The following is a 15,306-nucleotide window of genomic DNA, read 5'->3' as shown; positions in this document are numbered from 1 at the left end:
CCGCACCGACAATACACAGGGGAAAACTGACAATGGACGCGAAACCGGCGGTCGTCGAACTGGGCGTGCTGATCTATCCCGGCGCGCAGCTGGCGGCGGTGCATGGGTTGACCGACCTGTTCGCGGTGGCCAATCGGGTTGCTGCCGAGCACCAGAGTGCACAGTTGCCGCGCTTGCGCGTCAGCCACTGGCAGGTCGAGGGCGATCAGCCGCCGGTGCGGGTCCATGCCAGCGACTCCGGCGCCGAAACCGGTATGGTGGCGGTCGTGATTCCGCCGTCCATTGCCGGATTCTCGGCAGCCCAGGCGCCTGCTGGCCTGATTCACTGGCTGCGTGAACAACACGCCCGTGGCGCCACCCTCGGCGGGGTGTGCGTCGGTTCGCTGTTGCTGGCCGAAAGCGGTCTGCTCGACGGTCGCAGCGCCACCACGCACTGGACGTCAGCCAAGGCGTTCGCCGAGCGATATCCACACATCAAACTCAAGGCCGACACACCGATTGTCGACGACGGCGACCTGATCACCACGGCCGGTTTGATGGCCTGGTCGGAACTGGGGCTGCGGCTGGTTGATCGTCTGCTCGGGCCGAGCATCGCCAGCGCGACCGCGCGATTCCTGGTGGTGGAACACAGCGACAGCGCCAGTGCCTGCGGAAGCAATTTCGCCCCGATTCTCAATCATGGCGACGCGGCGATTCTCAAGGTTCAGCACTGGCTGCAAGGCAATGGCGCGACCGATGTCTCGCTGACAGCGATGGCCGAGCGCGCGGGCCTGGAGGAGCGTACTTTCCTGCGCCGTTTCCGCGCGGCGACCGGTCTGAAACCCACCGAATACTGCCAGCACCTGCGGGTCGGCAAGGCTCGGGAACTGCTCGAGTTCACCAATGGCACCATCGACCACATTGCGTGGACGGTGGGCTATCAGGATCCGGGAGCGTTTCGCGCGACTTTCAAGAAAATCACCGGGCTGGCGCCGAGTGAATACCGGACGCGATTCGGCGTGAGTCCGCCGGCGGCCGCGGCGAAGTAAAACCCGTCCGTCGTGCAAAATACCGGAGCCATCGAGCCGGTCGTGCAGATTGAAACAGGCGCGGTGCCAGTACGGTTTTTACAAGTGGCTGATTTTCACCACGTTTCAGGCAAACCCCGGTTGGCCTGATCTCTGCACCCTCTGACCTACATTCAAACCGCCGTTGGAAGGGGGACGCATGACCCCGACATCCCGCAGGAAAGTGGTCGTCGCCCACTCGGTTCGACCCGGCGCACCTCAACATGAAGTGCAGACCAACAAGGCCCTCGCGCGATGGCTGGCGCAGATCCTCGGCCTCAAGTTCGGCGGCAGTTACGACGCCGAAAAACATCGCGGCCGGGACATTTATCTGCTGCCGACCCAGACCCTCGTCGGCGCGGCGGCCCGCGAACTGGGCGTGAGCGGGCCGGATGATCTGTGGGGCGGTTTCGTCGAGCACGACTTCATCTGCACCAAAGCCATCAGCCACGGTTTGCGCAGCCATCAGGCCCATGCGCCGCAAGGCTGGTCGCCGCTGTTTTCCGAGCGGGTGCGCACCGTGGTGCTGGACGGGCTCAGCGTCTTTGCGCTGGAGGATGCGCGGCCCGCCGCCGAACATCTTTTGTACAGCGGACCGATCCGGATCAAGCCGATCCACGCTTGTGCCGGACGCGGGCAGGAGGTGATCAAGAGCCTCGATGCGTTCGACGAAATTCTCGCCCGACCTGACGCTGAACAACTGTTCAGCGATGGCGTGGTGCTGGAGCAGGATTTGAGTCAGGTAGTTACCCACAGCGTCGGTCAGTCGTTCATCGGCGACCGGGTGTTGAGTTATTGCGGTGATCAATACTTGACCAAGGACGCTCACGGCGAAGAGGTGTATGGCGGCTCGAACCTGCTGGTGGTGCAGGGCGATTACGAGGATCTGCTGGCGCTGGATCTGCCCGACGATGTACGTCTGGCGATCCAGCAGGCGCAGGTGTTCGACCGGGCAGCGGACGAAGCCTATCCGCGTTTCTACGCCTCGCGGCGCAATTACGACATCGCCCAGGGCCTGGACAGCGAAGGCCGGCCGCGCAGTGGCGTGCTCGAGCAGTCCTGGCGCATGGGCGGTGCCAGCAGCGCGGAAGTCGCGGCGCTGCAAAGTTTCGTCAACGATCCTTCGATGCGCGCGATCCGCGTTTCGTCGGTGGAAACCTATACCGATCAGGCCCTGCCGGCGGACGCCATTGAGGTGTATCGCGGGCCGGCCGAGAACAGCGACTTTCTCCTCAAATACGTAACGGTCAAATCCTATGACGGCTAGAAGCGAAAGCATTCAAATCGACATTGATGATGAACAGATGAGCGGGACGTTTCTCAGTCCCAAATCGAAAGTCCCCGGCGTGCTGTTTGTGCATGGCTGGGGCGGCAGTCAGGAGCGGGATCTGGAGCGGGCCAAAGGTATCGCCGGCTTGGGCTGCGTGTGCCTGACGTTCGACCTGCGCGGGCACACCGGCGGCACCGGCATTCCGCTGAGCCGGGTCACCCGTGAAGACAATCTGCGTGACTTGCTGGCAGCCTACGACCGACTACTCGCTCACCCGGCGCTGGATACCTCGGCCATTGCCGTCGTGGGCACCAGCTATGGCGGTTACCTCGCTTCGATCCTGACCTCGCTTCGTCCTGTGCGCTGGCTGGCGCTGCGCGTCCCGGCGCTGTATCGCGACGAACAATGGCACACGCCCAAGCGTGATCTGGACAAGACCGACCTGCGCGATTATCGCGGCACCCTGGTGCGCGCCGACAGCAACCGCGCCTTGCACGCCTGCTCGCAATTCACTGGCGACGTGCTGCTGGTGCAATCGGAAACCGATGACTACGTGCCCCACGCGACGATCATGAGTTATCGCGCCGCGTGCCAGCAGACCCACTCGCTGACCCACCGCATCATCGACGGCGCCGACCACGCCCTGAGCGATCCGACCTCGCAGCAGGCCTACACCTCGATCCTCGTCGACTGGATCACCGAGATGGTGGTGGGCGAGCGGTTGAGCATCATTCAGTCCACATGAGTTGTGGTGTCTCTTCGGACGCCTTCGCGAGCAAGCCCGCTCCCACATTTGAAATGCGTTCTGCCTGTGGGAGCGGGCTTGCTCGCGAAGGGGCCACCAGCCATAACAAAAAAATCAGGACGGTTTCTTCTCGATCCGCAACGCCTTGGCCTTGGCTTCCACCACCAGGTACATCAGCACGGTAATCAGCAGCGGCAGCAGGAAATAGATCGCCCGGTACGCCAGCAACCCCGCCACCAGACTGCCGCGCGAAGCCTCATGTTGCAGCAGTGCCACGAATACTGCTTCCAGCACGCCGAGCCCGGCGGGAATGTGGGTGATGACCCCGGCAATCGCGCTGATCAGCAGCACCCCAAGCACCAGCGGGTAGTCGAGCTTGCTCGGCAGCAAGGTGAAAATCACCGCCGCCATCAGCGACCAGTTCAGCGCCCCGAGCAGTAATTGCAGGACCGCCATGCGCAGCGACGGCAGGTTGATTTCCACCCCGCGAATCGACCACTCGCGACGTCGGGAAAACTGGCAGGCGACCAGATAGCCGGCACTCACCAACAGCAGCAACACACCAATGCCCTGCAACGCATCGCTGCTGATTTTCCAGCCGGGCGGCATGCTGACCAGACCGCTGCTGAAAACCACACCGGCGATGGTCATGTAGCCGAACCAGTTGGTCGCCAGGCTCAGGCCGAGGATCTTGGCGATGTTGCTTTTGCTCACCCCGAGTCGCGAATACAGGCGATAACGCATGGCGATCCCGCCGACCCACGCGCTCAAATTGAGGTTGAATGCATAGCTGATGACGCCCACCGGCAGGATCTGTTTCCACGTCAGATCCTGGCGGATGTAAGTGCGGCCGATCAGGTCGAAACTGGCGTACACCAGAAAGCTCAGCAAGGTCAGGCTGGAGGCGATGATCAGCGTGCGCACCTTGAAGTCGGCGAGGGTTTGCAGCACTTCGGCCCATTCGATGCGGCTGGCGAACATCGTCAGCAAAACGATCAGCGCGAGAAAAAACAGCAGGGTCAGCGGACGTTTCCAGCGGCTCCAGCGAGACTTGCCCGCCGGTGCCGGATGCACCGCCGCGTGGGCTTCGGAATGGCTCATGAAGGATCGCTCCCGGCGGCATGGGTGAAGGGTTTGAGCCGTGGCTTGTGCGCCGGCAGCCAGCCGGCCATCGCCGGGAAATGCCGCAGGAAGTGAAACACCAGAAAGCCCACGGTCATGTGCCAGATTCGCCCGCGCGGCGACTTCGCGGCGTCCATCGTCTTGCAGTGGTTGTGGCTGAGATCTTCAAGGCGTTCGAACAGGTGACGATTGAAGGCGCGGTCGCGGATCAGCACGTTGGCTTCCAGGTTCAGCGACAGGCTCAGCGGATCAAGATTGCTCGAGCCGACAGTGCTCCATTCCTCGTCCACCAGCGCCACTTTGCCGTGCAGCGGCCGCTCGCAATATTCGTGAATCTGCACCCCGGCCTTGAGCAGGTAGTCGTAAGTCATGCGCGCGGCGAGTTTGGCCACCAGCATGTCCGGCTGCCCCTGCAGAATCAGCCGCACCTCGACCCCGCGCCGGGCCGCATTGCGGATCTCGCGCAGCAGGCGATAGCCGGGGAAGAAGTAGGCGTTGGCGATCACCACCCGCCGTTGGGCGCGGCGCAATACCTGCAAATACACGTCTTCGATATCGGTGTTGTGGCGGTCGTTGTCGCGGAACACCAGACGCACTTGACCGTCGTGATCATCGAACGCCATCTCGGCGCGACGCTGCCGGCGCCGTTGCCACCAGAACCTTGCGCGTCCCGGTCGGCCGCTTTGCAGCAGGGCGAAATGGTGGATGTCGGCCACCGCAGGGCCCTGAACCTCAACCGAATAATCCTGCTTCGCTTCGGGGCCGAAATCGGCCAGGTGATCGCCGGAGAAATTGATCCCGCCAATGAACGCGACCAACCCGTCGACCACCACGATCTTGCGATGCAAACGACGGAACCAGTTGGTGCGGATGCCCAGGCGTTTGGGGGCCGGATCGAAGATCTGCAGATGCACGCCAGCATCGCTCAACGCGGTCAGATAACCGGTGCTCAGTTCGCCGCAACCGAAGCCGTCGAGGCTGACGGTGGTGCGCACGCCACGTCGGGCTGCATCGATCAGAATCTCCTGCAATTCCTTGCCGACCTTGTCTTCGAAGACGATGAAGGTCTCCAGCAGGATTTCGCTTTTCGCCGCGCGCATCGCTTCGAACACCCGGGGAAAATATTCCTCGCCGTTTTCCAGTAGCTCGACGCGGTTGTTGCCCTGCCAGCGATACTCGACATCGACGGTGCCCGGCTCGCGCACGGGCGGGGTGATGATGACTGGCTCCACGGCGGACTTCTCCAACGGTGCACTGCTCATAGTTCTATCTCCACCGACAGCGGTGCGTGGTCGGAAAGGTGTGACCAGGGACGGTTCGCCAGCACTTGGGGCTGACTGGCCTTGAGGTTGCGCACATAGATTCGGTCGAGGCGCAGCAGCGGCATGCGCGCGGGAAAGCTGCGCGCCGGTTTGCCGTGATGCGCCGCAAACACTTCGCGCAGGCCACAGGGTTCAAGCAAGGCATCGGCACGCTGGCGCCAGTCGTTGAAATCGCCGGCGACGATCACTGGCGCATCATCAGGCAGTTCGGTCAGGCGCTCTCGCAGCAGGCGCAACTGATCGTTGCGATGGCTTTCGCGCAGGCCCAGATGGACGCAGATCGCGTGCACTTCACGGTCGTCTCCCGGCAGGCGCAGCACACAGTGCAGCAGCCCCCGGTTTTCATGGCCGCTGATTGAAACGTCGAGATTGTCATGGCGCACGATCTGGAATTTCGACAGCACGGCATTGCCGTGATCGCCGTCCGGGTACACCGCATTGCGCCCGTAGGCGAACTGCGGCCAAAGGCTGTCTGCGAGAAATTCGTACTGCGGCATCGTCGGCCAGTTTGCGTAGCGCTTGGGATGGTGCTCGTGGGTGCCGTGGACTTCCTGAAGAAACACCACGTCAGCCGACACGCTACGGACCGCTTCGCGCAATTCCGGCAGGATGAAACGCCGGTTCAGTGCGGTGAAACCCTTGTGGGTGTTGACCGTCAGCACGGTGAAACGGCGTACCGTGGTGATGACTGTGGTCTGCTCGTCGGTGAAGCCGACCGGCTCGGGAATGCTCATGCGAGTACCCCATCGGCGGCCGGTTCGCCGGGCGAGGTTTCGAGGGTTTTATCCAGGTCGAAACGCTGCAACAGGCTGCGGGCATCGAAAGGCGCGCGGACCTTGATGTCGTTGTCGAAGTAGCAGAAAACCTCGCGGGATTTACGCGCACGAGGCTTCAGGCGCGGCGCGATCAAATGGGCGTCGCCCGGTTGCCGGCCGTGGTGCCAGGCGTCGATCCGTTCGGCCCAGCGTTGCAGGGCGACACGGGTGTAGCCGCTGGCGTAGAGCTCTTCGGCGCCGTGCAGGCGCAGGTAGACGAAATCGCTGGTGAGGTCTTCGCGGTACGGCCATTTTCCGGCGGTGTCGGCGATCACCAGCGCGGTGTTGTAGCGTTTGAGCAAGCGCACGAAGTCAGGGTCGATGAAACTCTCGTTGCGGATTTCCACGGCATGGCGCAGCGGTTTTTTGCCGTAGGCCTTCATGCTCGCGTGACCGTGCAGGTGCGAATCGTGCTGGCGGGCGAGTTCGGCGGCGGCCTGTGTGTCGTGGGGCAACTGATCGAGAAAAGCTTCGAAGCGTTCGGGGTCGAAGGTGAAGTTGGGCGGGAACTGCCAGAGGACCGGACCGAATTTTTCCTTCAGCTCCAGCACCCCGGAGGCGAAGAAATTGGCCAAGGGTTTTTCGATATCGCGCAGGCGGCGGATGTGGGTGATGAAGCGCGGCGCCTTGATGCTGAACACGAAGTCATCCGGCGTTTCGGCGTACCACTGGGCGTAGCGTTCGGGCCGTTGCAGGGCGTAGAACGATCCGTTGATTTCGATGCTGTTGACCGCCCGTGAGGCGAACTGCAATTCGCGTTTGTGCGCCAGCCCCTTCGGGTAAAAGTCCCCGCGCCACGGGGCGTAACGCCAGCCTGAAATACCGATATGAATCGTTGCCATGCCGCCCTCCCGTCGAAAGTCCCCGTACGGCCTCTGTCTGTGGATGACTGCGGGCGGTTCGGGAAAGTTTCGACGGGATTACGGACGGTCGGGCTGCATCGGATCAGTGCCCGGTGACGATCCGGGCCGAGCCTTCGGCGGGTTCGTCGTACACCGGGCCCAGGCGATCGAGGCGACCGCTCCATGCGGTCAGGGCCAGTGCCACCAGCACCACCAGGCCGCCGATCCATGCAGTGTGGATCAGGCCAATGTGTTCGACGATCAAACCACCACCCCACGCGCCGCCGGCAATCCCGAGGTTGAACGCGGCAATGTTCAGGCCCGAGGCCACGTCCACGGCGTGCGGTGTGTGATGTTCAGCCTGACGCACCACATACACCTGCAAACCCGGCACGTTGCCGAAGGCGACTGCGCCCCAGACCAGCACGGTGGCCAGCGCCAGCCATGGGTTGCCAACGGTGAAGGTGAGCACGAACAGCACGGCAGCGAGCAGGGCGAAGATGATTTTCAGCGCGCTGATCGGCCCGCGTTTGTCGGCCAGTTTGCCGCCCCAGATGTTGCCGACCGCCACCGACACGCCGTACACCAGCAACACCAGGCTGACGGTACCGGCGCTGAAACCCGAGATGTCCTGAAGGATCGGCGCCAGGAATGTGAAGGCGATGAACGAGCCGCCGTAACCGATGGCGGTCATGGCGTACACCAGCAACAGGCGCGGTTGCTTGAGCACCTGCAATTGCTGCAACAGCGAAGCCGGTTTGCTGTGGGCAATGTTGTTCGGCACGTACAGCAGGCTGCCGATGAACGCGATCACGCCGAGTGCCGACACCGCGAGGAAGGTTTCACGCCAGCCGAAATGCTGACCGATGAACGTGCCCAGCGGCACGCCGGTGACCAGCGCCACGGTCAGGCCGGTGAACATGATCGCAATCGCACTGGCGGCTTTTTCCTTGGGCACCAGGCTGGTGGCGATGGTCGAGCCGATGGAGAAGAACACGCCATGGGCCAGACCGGTGACGATCCGCGCCAGCACCAGCGATTCATAACTCGGCGCCAGCCAGGCCAGCAGGTTGCCGAGGGTGAACAGCACCATCAGCGACAGCAGCAACAGTTTGCGCGGGACTTTACCGGTGAGGGCGGTCAGCACCGGCGCACCGATGGCTACGCCGAGGGCATACAGACTGACCAGCAGACCGGCGGACGGCAGGCTGACGCCGAGATCGGCGCCGATGGTGGGAAGCAGGCCAACGATGACGAACTCGGTCGTCCCGATGGCGAAAGCGCTGAGGGTCAGCGCGAGCAGGGCAATGGGCATCACGGCACTCCGGTGGGGGATTGAATGGAGCGCAGTGTCGGGGTTTGGTGGGGGTGGAAAAATACAGGGATGGGCATTTGATATTTGATCTGGGCGCAAAGATCAAAAGCCTACCCCCTCACCCCAGCCCTCTCCCCCAAGGGGGCGAGGGGGGAAAGGGAGCAGATCTTGGTGCTTTTCAACACCTGAGTTCGACCGGGAGCTTTCAGGTCGACGTAACTGGAGTCGGCACCTCGGTCGGCTCCCTCTCCCTCCGGGAGAGGGCTGGGGTGAGGGGCTCTTGAACTTTGCTGGTCAAATGTCGATCAGTTCCTTACAGGTTCAACCAAGGGAGCTCTGCGTTTTGACCAGGTTCAGGATCGCGATTCTATTGGGGGCATTGCTGTTGTTGGGCGGCAATGCAGTGCAAGCCGCCAGCCTGCCGGGCGTTCCGGCGGCCAGTGAAGAGCCGGCCAAACCGGAACCGATCGTGCAGGGCGGGCTGCTCGGCGCCATCAGTTCCAGCATCGACGACGTGCAAGACAAACTCGATCTAAACGAGCATCTGGTCGACGCCTGGCGCCTGCGCGCCGACCGGGCGGCGGATGAAGTCGACAGGCTGGTCAATCAATCCTCGAACCGCTCCGGCTGGAGCGTGGCGGGGGATTTCCTGATGCTCTCCGGCGTGTGGCTAGGCACCTTTGCCGTGTTGACGGTGCTCGGCAGCGTGCTGGGCAAACGCCTGCGGGAAGGGCGCTGGCTGCGCACCCGCCAGAGGAGTCAGGACCTGATCGGTTATTTGCTGCCTTACACATTGCCCGCATTGATCTGCCTGCCGCTGACCCTGTACGTCAGCCATTTTCTGTCGGCCTCGGTCGGTCGCGCGCTGGCGCTGTGTTTGGCCTACGCCACCAGCAGCGGGATATTTTCCACGTCGATGCTGTTGTGCGTAGTGGTGATGTTCAACGTTGGCCACAAGCGCCGTGCGGTGCAGATCATCCGCGACTACTGCCCGAAACCGCTGTTCCTGATCGGCTTTCTCGCCGCGTTGAGTGACGCCCTGACCAGCCCGCAGATCGCCCGGCAACTGGGCGGCAACATCACCAGCAGCATCGCGGTGTTCACCGGTCTGCTGGCGTCGATCATCTTCGGTCTGCTGGTGATTCGACTGCGCCGGCCAGTGGCGCACCTGATCCGCAATCGCTCTCTGGCCCAGCGTTTGAAGCAACCGTCGCTGCAGGAGTCGCTGCGGATTTTTTCCGGGCTCTGGTACTGGCCGATCGTGCTGATGGTGCTGGTCTCGGCGGTCAATCTGATCGGCATCGGCGAGGACAATCAAAAGGCCCTGCGTTGTGCGCTGTTCACCACGGTGCTGTTGATCGGCACGGTGTTTCTCAGCACCGTGCTGCAACACCTGTTCAAGTCGCGCAAGGCCGAGGCGATCCAGCGCAGCAGCGCCTACAAGGAACGCTTTCTCAGCCTGCTGCACGCCTTGCTGCGGATCGTCATCGCGATTGCATTCATCGACATTCTCGGGCGGATCTGGGGCGTGTCGCTGCTCGACTTTGCGCAGAGCAGCACGGTCGGTCGGGCGATCAGCAATGCCCTGAGCAGCATCGGCCTGATCTTCCTCGTGACGTGGTTGCTGTGGGTGGTGCTCGACACGGCGATTCAGGAAGCGTTGAAGCCGCCAGTCAGCAAACGCTCGGCGCGCCAGCCCAGCACCCGCGTGAAAACCATCCTGCCGCTGCTGCGCAACGCGATCAAAATCATCCTGGTGGTGATCTGCGCGATCACTACCATGGCCAATCTCGGGATCAACGTCGCACCGCTGCTGGCCGGTGCCGGGGTGGTCGGCCTGGCCATCGGTTTCGGCTCGCAGCAATTGGTGCAGGACGTGATCACCGGGCTGTTCATCATCATCGAGGACACCCTGTCGATCGGCGATTGGGTGGTGCTCGATTCCGGGCATGCCGGCACGGTCGAGGGCCTGACCATTCGCACCCTGCGCCTGCGTGACGGCAAGGGCTTCGTGCACTCGGTGCCATTCGGCCAGATCAAGGCGGTGACCAATCAATCGCGGCAGTTTGCGTTCGCGTTTTTCTCGGTGCAGTTCACCTACGACACCGATGTCGACAAGGCCATCGAGTTGATCCGCGAAGCCGGGGATTCGATCCGCGAAGACCCGTTCCTCAAGTACAACCTGCAGGGGCCGCTGGATGTGTTCGGCGTGGACAAAATGGACCTGAACGGCGTGGTGCTGACCGCGCAATTCCGCACGGTGTCGGGCGGACAATACGCGGTGAGCCGCGCGTTCAACCAGCGTTTGAAAAAGCTTGTGGATAACAGCCCGTGGGTGCATTTCGCGCAAACTTATCCACAGCAGGTTTTGTTGCCCAAGCGCCAGGAAGAGGATGTGGCGTCGGCGCATTCGTCGGTGGTGTTGCCGGAGCAGGCCCGCACTCAGTGACGGGTCAGCCTGTTGCGAATCTCGCTCATGACAACGGGATCCAGTTCCACCCAGAATTGTTGCTTGCCCGCGACCTCGGCAGCGACCGGCAAACCGTCGCGATACACCAGCCGATTGCTCGCCAGCGCCGGCACTTTCGCGCCCGGTAACAAGGTGCCGGCGAGGTTCAGCGGGTCGACGCCGCACACCGCGATCAGGCTGCCGTCATGGGGGCGACGGCGGACTTCGCGCAACAGCGGAATCGCCTCGGGCAGGGCGAATTGCTCGCCGGCCAGACCGCTGACAAACCGCCCGCCACGAATTTCGCCCCTTGCTTCCAGTCGATGGAACGTACGCAACAGTTCGCGCCAACTCGGCAACCAATCGGCTTCGCGTTCCAGCAGGCGCCAGAACACCACGCCGTAACGGCGCAGCAAGGTCATGGCGACGTGTTCAAGCGTTTCGGGCGACGCTTTCTGGCTGTTTTCCACAACCGGCCCGCGACGCAATAACGCCCAACGCCCGGCATCGTCCATGCCCCCGACGAACGCCCCGCGCCCGCGTCGACTACTGCGTTGCTGGCGCTTGCTCGCCGGGGTGATCAGCGCGCGCAATCCGGCGAAGCTGTCGGCATTCACCAGACCGGCGCCGACCAGTTCCTGCAAGGCGATTTCCAGCTCGGTGCGCAGCAGGTGTGCTTCATGAATCAGCTCATCGAAAAACAGCGCGCCGTGCTGGCTCAGTGCATCGAAAACCTTGCGGGTCTTGGGCGACAGTTCACTGACCGGCGTCTGCTCGGCCAGTGCACTCCACAAGCCGACCTGAGTGCGCGGCAGCAACACGATCGGCGTGCTGCGCAACGCCGTGCCGCTGATGTTTTGCCGGGCACTGAGGCGCGTCCATACCAGTTTGCCGCTGCGGCACAGATCGTCCAGCCAGCTCGGTGAATAGTCCTTGAGCCGCGCGGGAAGGAGGTCGCTGTCCCAGGCCGAAGCGGCAGCCGGATAGCCTTCGAACTGACCGATAATCGCCGGCAACACGCCGCTGCCCTGACCACGGGTTGACGGGGATAAATGCTGCCAGTCGAACAGAAACCGCATGAAATCCTGCAACGCCACCGGCTCGATTTCCCGGCGCAGACGCTTGACCGTGTAGCGATGAATGCGCGCCAGCAGATGGCGTTCGCACCATTCCTCAACGGGCGATCCCGGCGTGAACTGGCCGCGCAGTACGTAACCTTCGCGCTCCAGATGAGCGAGGGCTTGATGAACAGAGGCCGGCATCAAGGCCAGCGGCTCGGCAATCGCCGCCAGCGGTAGCGGGCCGAATGCGCCGAGCCGCGCGCGGATCACTTCGACCCGCGCATCATCGGCCGTCCATGCTTCGTCGAAACCGGGTAACGCGGGGAGTGCCGACTGCGCCTGTGGATAAAGCGCTTGCAGACAGGTCAGGCGTTCTCTCGCCAACCACAGTGAATGTTCGGGCTCGATCTCCAAATGGCAGGCTCGCCCGGTCTCGGCCAGGGCATTCAGCCAGTCGCACCACTGCGGATTGGCCTCGACTTCGCGGTCGCTGATGCAGGCCAGGCTCATCAGCGCTTCGTGCATTTCATCGGCGTTGTTCGGTGTCGGCCAGGCTTCTTCGCGCACGGCGTCGATCGCGTCGGCGTCCAGCGCCCCGAGGTCGTCGGTGGATTGCGGATCGCTCCAGCGGCGGTTGAGCACGGCCTGGGTTCGACGCTCTTCCAGCGGCGCATCGTCGAGAAAGGTGTAGGGGCGGGCGCTGAGGATTTCCGCCGCCAGCGGCGAGGGCGCCGGCAGGTCGCGGGCGATCAGGCGCACTTCGCCGCGCTCCATGCGCCGCAGAAGTTCGAGCCAGCCTTCGCTGTCCATCGCCTCGTGCAGGCAATCGTCGAGGGTCTGTTCCACCAGTGGATGCGCGGGGATTTCCCGTTCGCCGGCGAGGTTTTCCAGGCAGGCGATCTGATCGGGAAACACGCTGGCAATCAGGTCTTCGCTTTTCATTCGTTGCAATTGCGGCGCGACCTTGCGCCCGCCCGTGTAGCGCGGCAGGGCCAGCGCCACGCCGGCATTCCAGCGCCAGCGCACACCGAACAGCGGCGCATCCAGCACCGCCTGAACCAGGATGTGTTCGGCGCTGTTGCTGTGCAGATAACGCCAGACTTCGTCGAGCTCGAAACTGTGGCTGGTGGACAGCGACAGCACGATCGCGTCTTCGCTGGCGGCGGCCTGCAATTCGAAGTTGAAGGTGCGGCAGAAACGCTTGCGCAGGGCCAGGCCCCAGGCACGGTTGATGCGGCTGCCGAACGGCGAATGAATGATCAGTTGGGTGCCGCCAGACTCGTCGAAAAAACGCTCCATCAGCAGCGTGTCTCGCGACGGCAAAGCGCCGAGGGCGAGGCGGGCGCGAGCCAGGTAATCCACCAGCTGTTCGGCGCTGGCCGGGTTCAGGCCAAGCGTTTCGGTCAGCCAGTCGAGGGCCGGTTGCAGGTCGCCGGGGCTGGCACTGAGCAATTGATCGAGCTGCGCGTGCAGGCGCGCCACGGCCGCCGACAATTCGTCGCTGCGCCCCGGTGCTTCGCCGAGCCAGAACGGAATGGTCGGCGGCTGACCCTGAGCATCTTCGACCCGCACCTTACCGGTTTCCACCCGCAGGATGCGATAGGAGGCGTTGCCGAGCTGGAACACGTCGCCGGCAATGCTTTCCACGGCGAAGTCTTCGTTGACGCTGCCGATGTTCAGACCCTGAGGTTCGAGCAATACGCTGTAGTCGGCGTTGTCGGGGATGGTGCCGCCGCTGGTGACGGCGGTCAGTCGTGCGCCGCGTCGCCCGCGCAGGGTTCGGCTGACGGCGTCGCGGTGCAGGTAGGCGCTGCGGATGCCCTGACGGCCGTTGTAACCCTCGGCGAGCATGCTCAGCAGCGCCTGATAATGTTTTTCGTCGAGACGGGCGTAGGGCTCGGCCCGGCGGAACAGTGCGAGCAAATCGTCCTCGGCCCATTCCTGGCAACTGACCTCGGCGATGATCTGCTGCGCCAGCACATCCAGCGGCGCTTCGGGGATGTGCAGCGTATCCAGTTCACCCCGGCGCACGCAGTCGAGCAGGGCGGTGCATTCGATCAAATCGTCACGGGTGGTGGCGAACAGGCGCCCCTTGGGCGTGCCGCCGACCTGGTGGCCGGAACGTCCGACCCGTTGCAGAAAACCGGCAATCGAGCGCGGTGATGCGATCTGACAGACGAGGTCGACTTCGCCGATGTCGATCCCCAGTTCCAGCGATGCGGTGGCGATCAGCACTTGTAGCTCGCCGCGTTTAAGCCTTTGCTCGGCGTCGAGGCGAAACTCTTTAGCCAGACTGCCGTGGTGCGCCGCCACGGCCTGTTTGCCGAGGCGTTCGCTCAGGTGCCGGCTCAGACGTTCGGCCAGACGTCGGGTGTTGACGAAGATCAGCGTAGTGCGGTGTTCCCGGGCCAGTGTGGCGAGGCGGTCGTAGACCAGTTCCCAAACGTCATTGGCCATCACTGCCGACAACGGCACCGGCGGCACTTCGATGCCCAAGTCCCGTGGGCGCGCGTGGCCGATGTCGATGATTTCGCAGGGGCGCTCATGGCCCACCAGAAACCGCGCCACCGCATCGATCGGTTTCTGCGTGGCCGACAAGCCGATGCGGGTCAATGGTTCAGGACACAGCGCCTGCAAGCGTTCGAGACTCAGCGCGAGGTGACTGCCGCGTTTGCCGGCGGCGATGGCGTGGATTTCATCGACGATCACCGTGCGCGTGGTGCCGAGCATTTTGCGCCCGGACTCGGAGCCGAGCAGCACGTAGAGCGATTCCGGGGTGGTCACCAGAATGTGCGGCGCGCTCTTGCGCATGGCGGCGCGGTCTTTCTGCGGGGTGTCGCCGGTACGCACGGCGGTGGTGATTTCCAGCGCCGGCAGATCCATTTGGCGTAACTGGTCGGTGATCCCGGCCAGCGGGTTCTGCAGATTTATGCGGATGTCGTTGGACAGCGCCTTGAGCGGCGAAACGTAGACCACCAGGGTTTCGTCCGGCAGACCGTCCGGGGTTTCCAGGCCACGGTGGACCAGATCGTCGAGTACCGCGAGGAACGCGGTGAGGGTCTTGCCGGAGCCGGTGGGCGCGGCGATCAGCGTCGAACGGCGCTGGCGGATCAACGGCCATGCGCGGGCCTGGGCGGCGGTCACCGTCGGGAATGTGCTGCTGAACCAGGCGCTGACGGCGGGGTGGAAGCCTGCCAGGGCTGCGTCCTTGGGGAGGGGCAGATTCATGGCTTCAGTTATGCGGGTGGGCGGGCGAAGTTGCAAGTACCGCTCGGGATCTACACTTTACGGGTGACGGTTGCGCACTAAACCCGCAAAA

10 protein-coding genes are annotated in these 15,306 nt (G+C 63.3%); 4 read left to right on the top strand and 6 right to left on the bottom strand.

Translation table 11 applies throughout. The features are described 5' to 3' along the window. Positions 1–32 precede the first annotated feature (32 nt). The 3 genes from QR290_RS26255 to QR290_RS26245 all read left to right on the top strand — a co-directional run bounded on the left by QR290_RS26255 (position 33) and on the right by QR290_RS26245 (position 3,061). Complete coding sequence (locus tag QR290_RS26255) at positions 33–1,028, top strand: GlxA family transcriptional regulator (protein WP_289203915.1); 996 nt, start codon at positions 33–35, stop codon at positions 1,026–1,028. Between the two features lie 178 nt (positions 1,029–1,206). Then, the gene (locus QR290_RS26250; RefSeq protein WP_289203914.1) at positions 1,207–2,313 is read left to right on the top strand and encodes a DUF3182 family protein; all 1,107 of its coding nucleotides are present in this window, start codon (positions 1,207–1,209) and stop codon (positions 2,311–2,313) included. Further along, positions 2,303–3,061: an alpha/beta hydrolase family protein gene (locus QR290_RS26245; protein WP_115079372.1), complete on the top strand. Its 759-nt coding sequence runs from the start codon at positions 2,303–2,305 to the stop codon at positions 3,059–3,061. Before QR290_RS26250 ends, QR290_RS26245 begins: the two co-directional genes overlap by 11 nt. Positions 3,062–3,175: 114 nt before the next feature. Here the strand turns inward: QR290_RS26245 and QR290_RS26240 are convergent, their stop codons facing one another. The 5 genes from QR290_RS26240 to QR290_RS26220 form a co-directional block, all read right to left on the bottom strand. Further along, positions 3,176–4,162, bottom strand: a complete 987-nt coding sequence (locus QR290_RS26240; RefSeq protein ID WP_289203913.1) for a lysylphosphatidylglycerol synthase domain-containing protein — start codon at positions 4,160–4,162, stop codon at positions 3,176–3,178. Further along, the gene (gene clsB, locus QR290_RS26235; protein ID WP_289203912.1) at positions 4,159–5,445 is read right to left on the bottom strand and encodes a cardiolipin synthase ClsB; all 1,287 of its coding nucleotides are present in this window, start codon (positions 5,443–5,445) and stop codon (positions 4,159–4,161) included. Before clsB ends, QR290_RS26240 begins: the two co-directional genes overlap by 4 nt. Beyond that, positions 5,442–6,239 carry an endonuclease/exonuclease/phosphatase family protein gene (locus QR290_RS26230; RefSeq protein ID WP_115079369.1) on the bottom strand — a complete coding sequence of 266 codons (798 nt, stop codon included), beginning with the start codon at positions 6,237–6,239 and terminating at the stop codon, positions 5,442–5,444. The genes clsB and QR290_RS26230 overlap by 4 nt, the downstream gene beginning before the upstream one ends. Continuing rightward, the gene (locus QR290_RS26225) at positions 6,236–7,162 is read right to left on the bottom strand and encodes a DUF72 domain-containing protein (RefSeq protein ID WP_115079368.1); all 927 of its coding nucleotides are present in this window, start codon (positions 7,160–7,162) and stop codon (positions 6,236–6,238) included. Before QR290_RS26225 ends, QR290_RS26230 begins: the two co-directional genes overlap by 4 nt. A gap of 103 nt (positions 7,163–7,265) precedes the next feature. Further along, a complete protein-coding gene (locus QR290_RS26220) occupies positions 7,266–8,477 on the bottom strand; it encodes an MFS transporter (RefSeq protein ID WP_115079367.1) in 1,212 nt (403 codons plus the stop codon). 343 nt (positions 8,478–8,820) lie between these two features. On the opposite strand from QR290_RS26220, the gene QR290_RS26215 reads away from it, so the two are divergent. Continuing rightward, positions 8,821–10,926 carry a mechanosensitive ion channel family protein gene (locus QR290_RS26215; protein ID WP_289203911.1) on the top strand — a complete coding sequence of 702 codons (2,106 nt, stop codon included), beginning with the start codon at positions 8,821–8,823 and terminating at the stop codon, positions 10,924–10,926. Here QR290_RS26215 and QR290_RS26210 read toward each other — a convergent pair. Continuing rightward, a complete protein-coding gene (locus QR290_RS26210; RefSeq protein WP_289203910.1) occupies positions 10,920–15,215 on the bottom strand; it encodes a DEAD/DEAH box helicase in 4,296 nt (1,431 codons plus the stop codon). The two genes, QR290_RS26215 and QR290_RS26210, sit on opposite strands and share 7 nt — an antisense overlap. Positions 15,216–15,306: the final 91 nt, after the last annotated feature.

Source organism: Pseudomonas fluorescens (assembly GCF_030344995.1).
Classification (GTDB): domain Bacteria; phylum Pseudomonadota; class Gammaproteobacteria; order Pseudomonadales; family Pseudomonadaceae; genus Aquipseudomonas; species Aquipseudomonas fluorescens_BF.
This window is presented reverse-complemented; position numbering and strand designations above follow the sequence as displayed.